The sequence below is a fragment of the Winogradskyella aquimaris genome, from assembly GCF_042676105.1.
GTDB classification, from domain to species: domain Bacteria; phylum Bacteroidota; class Bacteroidia; order Flavobacteriales; family Flavobacteriaceae; genus Winogradskyella; species Winogradskyella aquimaris.
Genome location: NZ_JBHTJQ010000016.1, coordinates 802,742 through 817,660, shown reverse-complemented (window position 1 = coordinate 817,660; position 14,919 = coordinate 802,742). Strand labels below are relative to the sequence as shown.

General features: G+C 36.3%; 6 protein-coding genes and 1 tRNA gene. 1 reads left to right on the top strand and 6 read right to left on the bottom strand.

The features are described 5' to 3' along the window. Positions 1–12: 12 nt before the first annotated feature. The 6 genes from ACFQ1K_RS13715 to ACFQ1K_RS13690 form a co-directional block, all read right to left on the bottom strand. Complete coding sequence (locus ACFQ1K_RS13715; protein ID WP_320554185.1) at positions 13–3,201, bottom strand: glycoside hydrolase family 2 TIM barrel-domain containing protein; 3,189 nt, start codon at positions 3,199–3,201, stop codon at positions 13–15. A gap of 144 nt (positions 3,202–3,345) precedes the next feature. Then, positions 3,346–5,232 carry a hypothetical protein gene (locus ACFQ1K_RS13710; RefSeq protein WP_320554186.1) on the bottom strand — a complete coding sequence of 629 codons (1,887 nt, stop codon included), beginning with the start codon at positions 5,230–5,232 and terminating at the stop codon, positions 3,346–3,348. Between the two features lie 27 nt (positions 5,233–5,259). Continuing rightward, complete coding sequence (locus tag ACFQ1K_RS13705) at positions 5,260–6,771, bottom strand: RagB/SusD family nutrient uptake outer membrane protein (protein WP_320554187.1); 1,512 nt, start codon at positions 6,769–6,771, stop codon at positions 5,260–5,262. A 5-nt stretch (positions 6,772–6,776) separates the two neighbouring features. Continuing rightward, the gene (locus ACFQ1K_RS13700; protein ID WP_320554188.1) at positions 6,777–9,878 is read right to left on the bottom strand and encodes a SusC/RagA family TonB-linked outer membrane protein; all 3,102 of its coding nucleotides are present in this window, start codon (positions 9,876–9,878) and stop codon (positions 6,777–6,779) included. 237 nt (positions 9,879–10,115) lie between these two features. Next, positions 10,116–12,920: a helix-turn-helix and ligand-binding sensor domain-containing protein gene (locus ACFQ1K_RS13695; RefSeq protein WP_320554189.1), complete on the bottom strand. Its 2,805-nt coding sequence runs from the start codon at positions 12,918–12,920 to the stop codon at positions 10,116–10,118. Positions 12,921–13,337: 417 nt separating this feature from the next. Continuing rightward, a tRNA-Leu gene (locus ACFQ1K_RS13690) sits at positions 13,338–13,419 on the bottom strand. 105 nt (positions 13,420–13,524) lie between these two features. Here ACFQ1K_RS13690 and ACFQ1K_RS13685 point away from each other — a divergent pair. Beyond that, positions 13,525–14,919, top strand: a complete 1,395-nt coding sequence (locus tag ACFQ1K_RS13685) for a dipeptidase (protein ID WP_320554190.1) — start codon at positions 13,525–13,527, stop codon at positions 14,917–14,919.

The window sequence follows — 14,919 nt, the reverse complement described above, 5'->3', positions numbered from 1 at the left end:
AATCATAGAATTTTATTTACCAATATTAATATGGATGTAAGTTCTTATTTCCCACTCTGTTCCATCAGGAAAACCAACAGGGCTTAGAGTCGGTGGTGAATTTGGATTGGTTGAATTCGGATCAGTCGCTAAAGGTGAATACCTTGGTGAGTTTTGGTCTAAAGACCTCCAAGTTCCTCTAATTCCTACTTGCGTACTCGGTAAAATAAACCAATCTGGTTTTCCAAGAGTTGTTGACACGTCTAGCATTAACTGTAAAGGAAAGGTCAAGTTGAAATCTCTGTGATAATCAAAAGGCCCCCAATCATTTACCTTAACATGAGACATTACCTTAAAGTTTTTATAAAGCATTCTTAAATCCCCACCAAAACGAGTAATGGTTCTATCAGAATCACCATTACCTTGACCATTACCGTAATAGAAATTACCAATAATTCCTAACTCAGGACTTAACTTAGAAACGATTCGTGTATGTGCTTCCCATAAATCTTCTGCCGGTGCAGATTCAGAAAACGCAAAAAATGTACGATTTGCTAAGAATCCAATGTGCGCATCTTGTGTAGTTGGTAAGTATCTGTAAACAAATCCAGCACTTACTGCAAATTTAGCGTCTTCTTCTCTATCATTATTCCACTCGTACATCCAGGTTCCAGGTGTAGGGTCGAAAGTGAATAAAATTTCACCTGCCGTAGTTTCTCTGTTACCACCTCTTACAGCGAAAGGATCATCAATAACATTTCTTAATCGACCTGGTGCAGGGACACCATTTGGCATAGGATCTACCAAGGGTTTCTGCCACATAAAGTTTGGTGCTACCTGTAAGTTACCAAAAGAATAGGTAAAACCTGATAGGAAGTTTGTCATATTACCGCTACCTGAATCTTTAAGTCTCCAACCTGTAAATGTTCTTGTTTGATCAGCACCTCCATTTGCCACTAGCCCCATGTAAGACCCTTGTGCATACCAATTGAATCGGCCTTTTTGATAAGTTACTTTAGCTTTTGCTCCCCAATTATCCTGGCTGTTAACTTGATCTACGACTACAACATCATTGTTTTCGTCATACATTTGGAATGAACTGCCATTTAATGGATTTCCGCCCCAAATACCACCTAAGGTTACACCAAAACTACCAAAATCTCTTTCGATGGCAAGCGTAGCACGCTCTGTTGGCCATGGTGGTATAATACCAGAACGTACTTGATTGGGATTTAATACACGTCTACCATTTTCATCAAATTCTAAATCCGTATTGAGATCTCTATGATAAATTCCGGTCACATCCCAATTAAGTATATTTCTCGAGTACTTTAATAACATCGTTGGGTTAGCACCCCACCAAAGTTGTGGACCGAATGCTGCTTTCAAACCTTCTAATTCACCCTTGGCATCAACTTCAATACCAAGGATCTCACCATTGTAGATATCTAGGTTTGGTCCATAGTTAGCTTCTGGATAAAGGTTAAAGAAATCACCTTCATAAGCCCAATGGTAATGACCTGTTCTGTAGAACCCTCTTAGATCAAAATCTTTTGCCTTCCATTCAAACTCAGCTTGATAAACGCGCAATCTGTTAAAATCAGCTATTTCTGCATCGATATTATTTCCACCTTCAACACCAACAACTGTAATTGGTCTACCAACATTCTCATAAAAAATTTCATTGATTGGGTTTTCTGCTACATTACCTAATATATTAAACTCAACATTAGCTCTCATATTGGCCGCTGGTTTTCCTTGAATACCCACGAAATACGATTGCATATGATCAAAACCTAATTGATTTGGAAATACATTAGCATTAGGATCTTCCGTATCTGGAGTAGTAATTAAACTACCACCCGTATTAAATGTTGTGAATTGTGCTGATAGCCTACTTATACTTAGCTTTTCCGCATCACCACCACCAAGAGCCGCTTTATCACCTCTTGCTCTCAGTACGGCATCCATTACATTGATGTTCTTAAAATAGTTATAGAGAAAATCCTGATTAACACCTTCCGCATAAGGATCAAATTGATGTACTTCTTTAAGAGCATAATATGCTGCTCTAGGATACAAGGTATATAACCCTCTTGAATCTGTTTGCCCTTTAGCACAAATACCAAACCATTCTTCATTCATATTATTTTGTCCTGGTTCTAAATCCATATAGTAACCACCATTAGGCCAAGAAGCATTATTATCGTGAACGTCAAGGTTTTTTGTTTGTCCGAACTTCCACCAGCCATCGCTAAACTGGAAGGTGAATCCACCTAATGAATTTCCTGCTTTACCAAGTCCTGCGGCATTTTGATATATATCTTTCCAATTTTCAACATCAAAGTATGCTTGCATATATTGGTCTTCCTTGTTGTCTTTTGCATTAAAAGCATCGGAACCAAACTCTGCAAATAGGATAGGCATATCTAATTCATCATTTACCCGTTGAAATGCATCACCAAACGACACCCCTCGGTACATGTTGGTTCCGTAAATATCTATATCTGTACATTCTTGTTTCACTAAATCTAGGTATAGTAAATCCCCATTACAAATTGCTATAGGATGCGACTGATCTATAGATTTAACTTCTTTAGCGGCGTCATTAAAGGCTTTGTAAAGTGCACGAGCCGCAGCTATTTTATTAGTGTCCTCAGCACCATCGATTGGAATCGCTTCAGTTTCTGCACCTGTCCATGATAAATGATAATTGTTTTCGTTTCCTATCATGTATAATAACAGACCTGGAGTATTCTTATACGTGTTGGCCATGTCAATAGCTTCCTGCATGAGAATTTCTCTCGTCGCTTCATCAGCATAGTCAGTTTGTGGTGTCCAAGCACCATTTATGGTAAGCCCATATGCACCAAAGGTTATATTGAGCATGGTATAAATACCATAGTTTTCATAAATATACTGAATCCATTTTGGCTCTAGACCATACGTTCTAATAGCGTTAACTCCCATATTTTTGAGAAGTAACATCTCTTCATCCAAGGCAGCTTTTATAATATCATCAGATCTGCCCCAGATACCTGTATCAGTTATGGTTGTACCAATAGGAACGTAATCCCAGTTCATACCATTAATAATCATATTTTCACCATTAACAGTAAGCCTGAAACCATCATCACTTTTTACGACGGATACCTGATCTGATTGTGCTAGCGTAAATGAAACAACCAGCATAAAGAGCAGTACAATTAGATTATTTTTCATAGATTGAATTTTATGTTTTTATTTGATTGCTTAAGGAAATCAGTCTTTTTTGTAAGTTACAGAACTTTTTTGACACTTAAAAAATGTGTCAAAAGGTCAGTACTATCATACTGACCTTTGATTTCAAACAATTAGACTAAATAATTATTGTCTTACAAACTTATATCTCCACCAGCCATCACCTTCAACAGCTATATCAACGATTATTGTATCGGCATTTTCAAACTCTACAATATATTCAATGCTATCTACCGCTCCAGATGGGTTGGCTAACTCACCACCATTAAATACTTTGGCTAAGCCTAAGAAAGCACCTGTACCGTTAATAGTGACCGTTCCTGCTCCTTCATCATAAGTATAAGTTGCAGACGCACTTCCATCATGTGGAAATACTGGTGTACCACATCCATCAGGATCTTGTCCTTGCCAAGCTTCTAGCCAAGTTTCAGAACCTAAAACATTTTCAAATGTTCCGTCTGCATTAAATACATAATCATCATCAAATAAACAGTCTCTTGTTGTGACATCTTCTGATGAACTAGAGAACCAAGACACATTACCTTGACCAGGACCTACACCAAAAGCACCTGCTTCTGGGGCGAACCTCCAAGTACCCACCAACGGATTAGCAGGTGGTGCCTCTCTCACTAATTTAAATCTCCACCAACCATCACCCGCAACAGCGATATCTACAATCATAGTGTTTTCATCTTGTAGTTCCACAATGTACTCTATACTTTCTACCGCCTCCGATGGATTTGTTAACTCACCACCGTTAAATACTTTGGCCAAGCCCAAAAAGGCACCTGTACCATTAATAGTTAATGTGTTATTTCCTGCGTCATAATCATATGTTGCAGAGGCTGTTCCATCATGAGGGAAAACTGGTGTTCCACAACCTTCAGGATCTTGACCTTGCCAACCTTCTAACCATGTTTCTGAACCTAATACGTTTTGAAACGTTCCGTCAGCATTAAATACATACTCATCATCAAATAAACAAGCTCTTGTTGTAATATCTTCTTCTGAACTTGAAAACCAGGAGACGTTACCTTGACCTGGACCTACACCAAACGCACCAGCCTCTGGTGCCAATCTCCAAGACCCTTCTAAAGCTGAAGGCGCCGGAGGTGCATCCTTAACAAATCTAAATGTCCACCAGCCATCTCCTGCAACAGGGATTTGTAAAGTTAATGACAAGCCATCATCAGATAGTATATATTGATATGTTCTTGATTCTGGTACTGTATCCGCTGCTCCAAGCTCTGCACCATTGACCACTTTTGCTAGACCCATAAATGCACCTGCACCGTTGATTGTAAGTTCACTACTTGTAAATTCATATGTTGCACTAGCAGTTCCATCATGAGGAAAAACTGGAGTACCACAAGCTTCTGGATCTGTTCCTTGCCATGGCTCTAACCAAGTTTGATCTCCTAGGACATTCTGAAACGTATTATCAGCGTTAAATACATACTCATCATCAAACAAACAATCTCTTGTTACTACATCTTCAGGAGAATTTGACCACCAAGATACATCTCCCTGTCCAGGACCTACTCCTAAAGCACCTGCCTCTGGTGCCAAACGCCAAGTTCCAAAAAATGGATTATCTGTTGGATCTGGTTCTGGTTCTTGAAAAATAACCGTGTAATCCTTAGAAATGGACACATCATCTCTTCCAGGCAAGGATGCTGTAACCGTAATAGTGTATGTAGCTGTTTCTTCTGGATATTCATAAGATACCATTGGACCGCTTGTTGTTTTTACAACATCACTGGGATTGTCATTATCATCAGGCACGATATCTGTACCGTTTGGATCTCCAAAGTCTACAGTGTAAACAATTCTTCCGTCTGGTGGAATTGTGGTTGCGATAACTCCCACTAAATTACCTTCTGGATTTAATTCTGCGATATTGAAATCCAATCCTGCTATTATGTTTAACTGATCATCTTCCTCGCAAGAAAATGAAACACTTAGCATTAATAATGCTAAAATGTAATAAACGCCCTTTTTAAATATTTTCATTTTTATTCTATTTTTTGTTCAACTTTTTTAATATCCTGGATTGCCCCAGCGTTCTTCGGCCTGAGCTAATTGAAGTTCTATCAAAGGAATTGGAAAAACTTCGTTCTTATTTGGTGTAAAGCCTTCTATAGTAGAGGCCGCTCTATTTGTTCTAACCAAATCAAAGAAGCCATGCCCTTCGCCTGCCATCTCTTTTCTTCTTTCTAGGTATATCGCCTCTAATAAACTACCTTCTGCCGAAGTGTAATCATGACTATTATCTCCATAAGCTCGAGCTCTGACTTGATTTAGATAGTTTTCAGCATTTCCACCACCACTTTGCGCTTCAGCTTCAGCTGCCATCAATAAAACATCTGCATATCTTATAGCTCGATAATTCTGCGAGTAATTTAAAGGATCTGCACCCACACCATCGTCTGCTTTTCTAGGCATGTATTTTTTATTGAAAAGTCCGGTGTCATCTCTACTTTGTGTATAAGAATCCTGGGCGTCTCTTAAATCAAAAAATGTAACATCTCGTCTTGCATCTCCATCTTCAAAAAGATCATACAATTCAACTGAAGGCAAACAAAATCCCCAACCAGAAGAATACACTGGGTCATTGTAAGGTGATCTTGGTCCACAAAACTGCGGGAAATACGTTCCTTGACTACATTCTATACAACCCCAGCCAGCTGCTTCTATACCAGTGTATTGGATTTCAAAAACAGCTTCTGAACTGTTTTCTCCTTCGCCCTCAAAAAGCATTTGATAAGTTTCCCCAGTTGTTAATGCATACTGGTTACTTGATATCACCTGATTCAATACCGTTGATGCCTCAGCATATTTAGACTGATCGAATTTAGCATGATATAAATATACTTTACCTAATAAAGCTTGCGCTGCACCTTTGGTAGCCTCATAAGGTAACTCTTGTGTCACAGGAAGATTAGCAATAGCCTCCTTTAAGTCTTCTTCAATGAGACTGTATGTTGTTGCTAAATCGGATACTCTTTCCATGCTGAACTCATCTTCTGGAAAGATACGTTCATCCATAATTCTTAATACGCCATTTCTATTTTCAGTTTTTAAAGGCACATTACCAAAGAATTTTGCCAATTCAAAGGTATAATATGCTCTTAGAAAGTATGCTTGTGCAATAATCTCTTCCTTACCCGCAAATTCACTCTTATTTTTAAACTCTAAGATAAAATTGGCTCTATTTAAACCAGCATACATTAGTCCCCATATACTTCTCAGTTGATTCTCATCTGATGGTGTATGAATCATAAGGTTAATATTCTGAAGTGTGGGTTGATCGTAATTAAACTCATCTCCACCAGCAGCATAATCTGGTGAAGCCACAATACCCGTAAGTACATTCCAGAACGTAGCTTGTAACATATCATACGCTCCTACAAGGGCGCTTTCATACTCTTCTTGATTATTAAAAAAATCAGAATCATTGAACCCATCGGGTTCTACTTCAACAAAATCATCTGTACATCCTATAGTGTAGAATGTGATGAAACTCAAAAAAATTATTAATCTCTTTTTCATAACGATTAAAAGTTTAAATTAATTCCTAACAAATAAGATGCGGCCACCGGATAAAATCCATTATCTATACCACCGCCTAGTGGATTACCATTATTGGCTGAAGGATCAAAGCCTAAGTAATCCGTAAGTGTAACTAGATTATTACCAGAAAGATAAATTCTAAATTTGTCAACTCCAACACTAGAGTTGAATTTTTCTCCGAAAGTATAACCTATCTGTACATTTTGTAAACGTAAAAACGAAGCATCTTCTACATGAAAATCACTAAAGAAATCACTATTAACATTAGCACCAGCCACCGCTCTTGGTGTACTATTGCTTGTTCCTGTGCCTTGCCATCTATCTAACATGTAAGTACCACGATTTGCGAATAAATCTTTTCGTTCGTAATTTCTTACCATTTCTTGACCCACAGATGCAAATGCATTTGCACTAAAATCTATGTTTTTATAAGTAAAGCCAATGTTTATACCAAAAGTGGCATCCGGTATCGGATCACCTAAGTTGGTTCTATCATCTGCAGTAATTTCACCGTCACCATTGGTATCGACAAATATTAAATCACCTGGTGCAACATCACCAATCGTACTATACGTACCAGAAGGTGCGCTTGCGTTTAATGCATCAATCTGAGCTTGAGTTTGGTAAATTCCATTGGTTTGGTAACCGTAGTAATGTCCAAGTGGTAACCCTGGTTCCATACGTGTAATATCTGTAATACCAAGACCCACACCGTATTCTCCACCTACTGGTGTAGTTCTCCCATTGAGTGAAATCACCTCATTCTTTATAGTAGTAAAGTTGAAATTGAAATTAAATCTAAAATCATCTGAAAAATTATCACTATAACCAAGCGCGAACTCTAAACCAGTATTTCTAACGGTACCTGCATTAACAACGGAAGGACCTGTTGCTGGTGCTCCTACACCTGTAACAGCAGAGGCTTGAGGAGTTAATAATAAATCTTTCGTTTGCTTTCTGTAGGCATCTGCAGAGATACTTATTTTATTATTAAATAATCTAAAATCAACCCCAACATTTGCTGTTTCTTGTTCTTCCCATTTTAAGTCTGGATTACCAGGTCTACCCGGTGCCAATCCAAATAAAAGGTCATCAGAACCAACATCGATAGTCGCTTGACCATCTAATCTAGTGATAAACGCAAAAGCAGGGATCCTATCGTTACCAATTATTCCGTAACTCGCTCTTAGTTTTAAATTACTTATCCAATTGACTTCGCTCATAAAATCCTCTTCAGAAACGTTCCAACCGACAGATCCAGAAGGAAAGTAACCGACATTATTACCATCTTGCGAAGAGAATTGAGACGATACATCACGTCTTATTACAGCAGAAAACAAATATTTTCCCATGTAACTGTATTGAACCCTTGTAAATAAAGATGCCAATCGAGAATCATACCAATCTGCACCATTGTCAAGTTGGGCATCTGTAAATCGTGGCTGTCTCACCATACCTTCATCGTAAATAGATTGTCCAGGTTGGTTAGTTCCCATCTCCGTTCTACCAACATCACCATAAAATCTACCTTTAGTGCGATATAAAGATGCGCCCAATAGAACTGTTAGGTCATGTTTGTCGTTAAATGTATTAGTGTAAGTAATAAAGTTATCCCATGTAAAATCGGTATAATCTGCACCGAAATCAACAACTTCATTAATAATCATATCATCCTCTAGAGCCGCTAGTGAACTTACTGTGTTTAAAGATTTACCACCACCATAATAAACTTCTGGTCTAAAAATATCGTCCCTTACATTGGCGTGATTACCTTGGAATCTAGAGGTTACCGTGAAATTTTTCAAGAAGGTATAATCTAAACCGAGTACAGCACTCCATCTTGACACTCTAGATGTATTATAGGTATCATTAATTTGTGCAACAGGATTGACAATTTCAATTTGAGATATATCATTTGCCAAAGCGAAACTACCATCGTCATTTCTAACAGGCATGGTTGGGTTGATGTTAACTGCATTATATAAAACGGCACCTATACCACCTTCAGCTAAATTTTGTTTCTCCGATAGTGTATGCAATCCATTAGCGGTTAATTTTAGATTCTCCAGAATATCATATTGAAAATTTAGTCTTGCCGTTAAACGTTCAAAATTGTTTTTACTACCACCAACAATACCGTCTTGATTTAAATACGATATCCCAGCAGAGTAGGCGGACTTCTCACTACCACCAGTTACGTTTAAACTTACATTAGATATTGCAGCACGTTCAAAAACTTCATCTTGCCAATCTGTTCCAGTTCTGGGGTAAACAAAATACTCTGTAGAACTTGACGCGTCATTCACATAGATTGCAAAATCTCTTGCATTCATTAAATCCATTTTTCTGCTTGTAAATTGAACTCCAGAATAAGAATCCAACTGAAACTTTAGTCCCGTATTTTTCCTACCAGATTTGGTGGTAATTAATATAACACCGTTGGCAGCCTGAACTCCATAAATACCGGCAGTAGCATCTTTTAATACATTAATCGATTTAATGTCATTAGGATTTAGAACTGATAAATCTGAAATCCTGTTTCCATCCACTAATATTAAAGGAGCATTATCCCCATTAGTGGTTATACCTCTAATTCTAATGTTTAAACCACTTCCTGGTGAACCAGAGTTTGAAGTAATGTTTACACCGGCTACCTGACCTTGTATGGCCTGTTCTACCCTGACAGGATTTAATTTTTCAATAGACTCCGAGTCTAAGACACTCACAGCCCCTGTCACCTCTTTCTTTTTCTGGGTTCCATATCCGATAACAACCACTTCACTTAATGATTGCGCATCTTCTTGTAGAACAATGTTGAGCGGATTGGCATTTTCAATTTTAATTTCTTGAGTTATAAAACCCAAATAGGACACAACCAAAATTGAATTTAAGGGTACATCAGTGATGGTAAAGTTACCATCAAAATCCGTTGAAGCACCTTTAGTTGTGTTTTTGATTACCAAATTAACACCTGGTAATGGCTGACCAGAAGATGCTTCTGTAACTGTACCCGAAACATCCACATTCTGACCCTGCGTTGCTATGCTCAAAAACATAGCAAAAAATGCAAAAATTTTGATTTTCATAGTTAGTCGAGATTAGTTTTAGCAACTTAGTACAAAATACTAAAGAAATCTTAAAAAAACACTATACAAAAAATATACATCGTAAAAAAAGACTTAAATATTTACGAATGTCATATTACATTACAGCTAATGACTGATTTTAAAAGGGATAAGAGCCATCTGTTATCATTCTATTTTCATTATAAATAGCAATAATGTATAGGTAATGTATAGGTAGAAAACCTAAAAGTATAGGAGTTATAACTCCAGTATGTAATCTGTAAGACTTTGTTCGTGGTCTAATCCCATTTTTTTACGCAATCGATATCGCTTAACCTCGACACTCTTATGAGAAATGTTAAGCAATGGAGCTATCTCTTTAGAAGATAGATTTAATCTCAAATAGGCACAGAGTCTTAAATCATTTGGCGTTATAGTTGGATGGAGTGTTTTTATCCTTTTCATAAAGTCCTTATCTACATTGTTAAAAGCTTCCTCAAAAAGTTTCCAATCGCTTGTATTGTTTAAATTGGTATTAATCAATTTGATTACACCTCTCACATCGTCTAAAGATTTGCTTTTAGATAAGGCATCTTTAATATTATTAAGCAACTCATTTCTTTTAACCAAATTCATCGTTGCTGTACCCAACTCACGATTTTTATTCTCTATATCCAACTGAAGATTTTGATTTTTGAATTGAATGAGCTGTCTTTGGTTTTCCAATTGTTCTAGTTCCAATTCACGTTGTTTCTTTTCTATAAGTTTTTGTTTTTGTAGCTGATAATATCTACTATTAAAGTATTGAATACCTATGAGAAGTAACAACCCTACAATTATGTATGTGCCGATGGCCACAGGTCTAAGATACCATGGCTTTTCAATTGAAAAATGGTATGATGCTATATTACTGGATTCTACACCTGCAGAATAGGCCTTTACTTCAAATTTATAATCACCATGAGGGAGATTTTCAAAATATGCTTCTGACTCAGCGGACCAATCACTCCAGTTATCATAAATACCTAATAATCTATATTGATATTTTGTTGCCGAAAAACTGCTGTAATCTACAATACTATATTTAAAAACTATATTGTTATTCTTATTTGCCAATTGAGGAGATTGGTCAAGACGTAGTTGAGCAGATTTATAATATAACGAGTTATTTGAAACTTGATCTATTTTAATGCTTTTGGCATCATGTTGTATTGCCCCAATATTTACTATAAGATAACCATCTGTAGTCCCAATTAAGAACTCATTTCTGTTAAGACTAAGAATATTTTCATAACCCACCTTACTGTTTCTAAGGTAATACGGAATTGGAATTGTATTGATTTTTGGCTTTGCCGATAACGCACCTGGCTCTATAAAAATAATGCTATTTTTAGAAAACAGCCATAACCTGTTTGTTAAGTCATCATATATCAATTTTCCTGAAACATAATTATCACCACTTATTAATTCACTGAGACCCTCATCCTTTTTAAATTTTGACTCTGCATTATCAAACACATAAACACCTTCCTTATTGGAATACAATACTCTGCCTTGGTATTTTTTGACACTCGATTTTGCACCATTTTGAATATCTAATTTTTCGGAATCTACAACTTTTTGATAACCATCATCTATCCGTACTTTGTATACCCCTTTATATTCATGACTTACCAATAATTCATTAGCATCAATAAACTCAAAGTATCTCGAAGAAATATTAAATCCTTCAATCTTATTTCGATAAGACCATTGGTCATTTTTAAATTCTATTATGCTTAAGCCTTTATAATTACCCTGAATCAATGAATTAGGCCTTCCCTCAATACTGTCTAAAGTCCAAGTCCCAATTTCTCCTTTAATCAGCTTTGCCTCATTATCTTTAATGATAAATGTTCCTTTATCATGACCACAAAATACGGTACCATAAAAATATTTTAAACTCCAAACTTGACCCTTTGTGCCTTCCACAAAATTGAATCTCGATTTCGTTGTTACCTTTTTATAGAACAAACCTTGGTTGGTTCCAAGATATATGTAGTCATTAACCTTAATCGACGCATAAATAGTTCCTAAGACACCTTGTTTATCCTTATAGACCCTGTATGCTGAATCAATATTTATACAATTAATACCATTATCTAAACCCAACCAGACATTACCATTTATCCCTTCATGCAGTGATAGTACAGTGTTATTGCTTAAACCATCTGACTGGCTCGCAGATAGAATCAACTTACCATTAGCCGAAATCTGTATTATACCTTGAGAAATCGTTCCAAACAGGAAACTTCCATCCTTTAATCGAATACTGCTATAAATGCTAAACCCATTAAGAATTTCATTTACTGTAGAGTTCCATGGACTCAACACACCATCTGAATAACTGTAAATACCTCTTTCTTTGGTGACCAACAACAGTGATCGGTCCATTCTGTAAATGTTTATGATCTCATTATCATTAAGTTCTTCAGAAGTGATGAACAGATGCTCTACACCATTTTGAATTTCATAAAGACCGTATTTGTTTTTTTGGAAGAAGATAGTGTCATCAACTCTAAAAATCTTATTTATTCTATTTTCAGAATCAATAATTTTAAAGCTATCATTCTCAACATTATATATGTAGATTCTATCTAAAGACTGAAATAAGATATAATTATCAATTTCTATTATATCCCAAAATTCTTCATCTTCCTTAATATCAATTTCGCGATTTTTTATTAACGAATTGTATTTTAAATTTCCTAAACTATCCTTTTCCCAATAGCCAAAATCCATGTAACAACCTGTGTAAATCCTTTCGTTTATAACTTTAACCGACCTTAATATGGATTGATTTGGTGTGGGAAATAATTCCCATCGCGCACTATTATACAGTAATAAGCCCTTGTTATTTGCGAAATAAGTTATACCGTTTTTATCTTGCGAGATATCCCAGTTTTGGTCTTCTGCTTGGTAATCTTGTGGCGAAAAAGTTTGTATAGGTGGGATTTCTTGCCCAAACATAGATGCAGACAAGATAAAGACAAAACAAAGAAAGAAATTTTTTAAGATATTCATTAAACAATAGCTGTTTATTAAATTAATCTTTCTCAAAACATCAACACAACATTAATGTTAAGCTACTAAAATAAGTAATTATAAGAACTTGGAGAACTTTTGTAGCGGTATTATAAGTCTGGACATCATTAAAAGTATGCATTGTTCTAGGCCAAGTCAGATTTATAATTAAAAATAATATTTTGAACAAATTCATTAAATCTTATCTCAATCAAGAATAACCTTTTTAATTTTTCCCCCTTACACATTCTTAACCTTTACGATATAAAAAGCTTCCTCGAAATAGAACATATCAATTTTATTTTCCATTTCTGACCTATAAAACAAATTCGAAGTTACTTTTTAAAAAAATATAGGAATTCCAATACTCAGGCAAAAAACAGAAAAGCCGAAACAAATGTTTCGGCTTTTTAACTGTACAGGCGGCGAGACTCGAACTCGCACACCTCGCGGCACTAGATCCTAAGTCTAGCGTGTCTACCAATTCCACCACGCCTGCAAAAGGATTGCAAATATAAACAATAGTTTCAATATTCAAATAGGTTTTATTTAAGAAAATAATCCTCTCATAATTGTTACTTTTGTTAGAAATCAAATTACTATTATGCAAAATATAAACGCTTACATCAATGAGCACAAACAACGCTTCATTGACGAACTCATTGATTTACTAAAAATTCCCTCAATAAGTGCAGATTCTACTTACAAAAAAGACGTCCTAAATACTGCAGATGCTATAAAAGAAAGTCTTCTAAAGGCTGGCTGTGACAATGTTGAAATTTGCCAAACCGATGGTTATCCTATTGTATATGGCGAAAAACTAATTGACAAAAATTTACCAACTGTTTTAGTTTATGGCCACTACGATGTGCAGCCACCAGATCCATTAGATTTATGGAACTCACCACCTTTTGAACCTGTAATACAAAAAACAGACCTACATCCAGAAGGTGCCATTTTTGCTAGAGGTGCCTGTGACGATAAAGGTCAAATGTATATGCATGTCAAGGCTTTAGAATACATGACTACAAATAATGAGCTACCTTGTAACGTAAAGTTTATGATAGAAGGTGAAGAAGAAGTTGGCAGTGCTAATCTTGGTAAATTCGTTGCTGCCAATCGTGAGAAATTAGAAAACGATGTCATTCTTATTTCAGATACAGGTATGATTGCCAAAGATGTCCCATCCATCACTACTGGACTTCGCGGCTTAAGCTATGTTGAAGTAGAGGTGACTGGACCAAATAGAGATTTACACTCCGGACTTTATGGTGGAGCTGTTGCCAACCCAATCAATGTATTGACTAAAATGATTGCGTCGCTTCATGATGAAAATAATCATATTACCATTCCTGGTTTTTACGATAAAGTTGAAAATCTTTCTGACGAAGAACGTGCTGAAATGGCTAAAGCACCATTTTCATTAGAGGCTTATAAAAAAGCTCTGGATATAGATGCTGTTTATGGTGAAGAAGGTTACACAACCAACGAACGAAATTCCATCAGACCAACATTGGATGTTAACGGTATCTGGGGAGGTTACATCGGTGAAGGTGCTAAAACCGTTATTGCAAGTAAGGCTTACGCCAAAATCTCCATGCGCTTGGTTCCAAACCAAGATTGGGAAGAGATTACGCAATTATTCAAAACACATTTTGAACGCATAGTACCAAAGGCAGTAAAAGTAAAAGTAAAACCTCATCATGGTGGCCAAGGCTATGTAACACCTATAGATGGTGTTGGTTACCAAGCGGCTTCAAAAGCTTATGAACAAACGTTTGGTAAAACTCCAATCCCTCAGCGCAGTGGAGGAAGTATTCCTATTGTCGCACTTTTTGAAAAAGAATTAAAAAGCAAAACCATTCTTATGGGCTTTGGCTTGGATAGCGATGCTATACATTCACCAAACGAGCATTTTGGTGTATGGAATTACTTAAAAGGCATTGAAACCATTCCTTGGTTCTATAAGTATTTTACCGAATTAAAATCGGTTGAATAA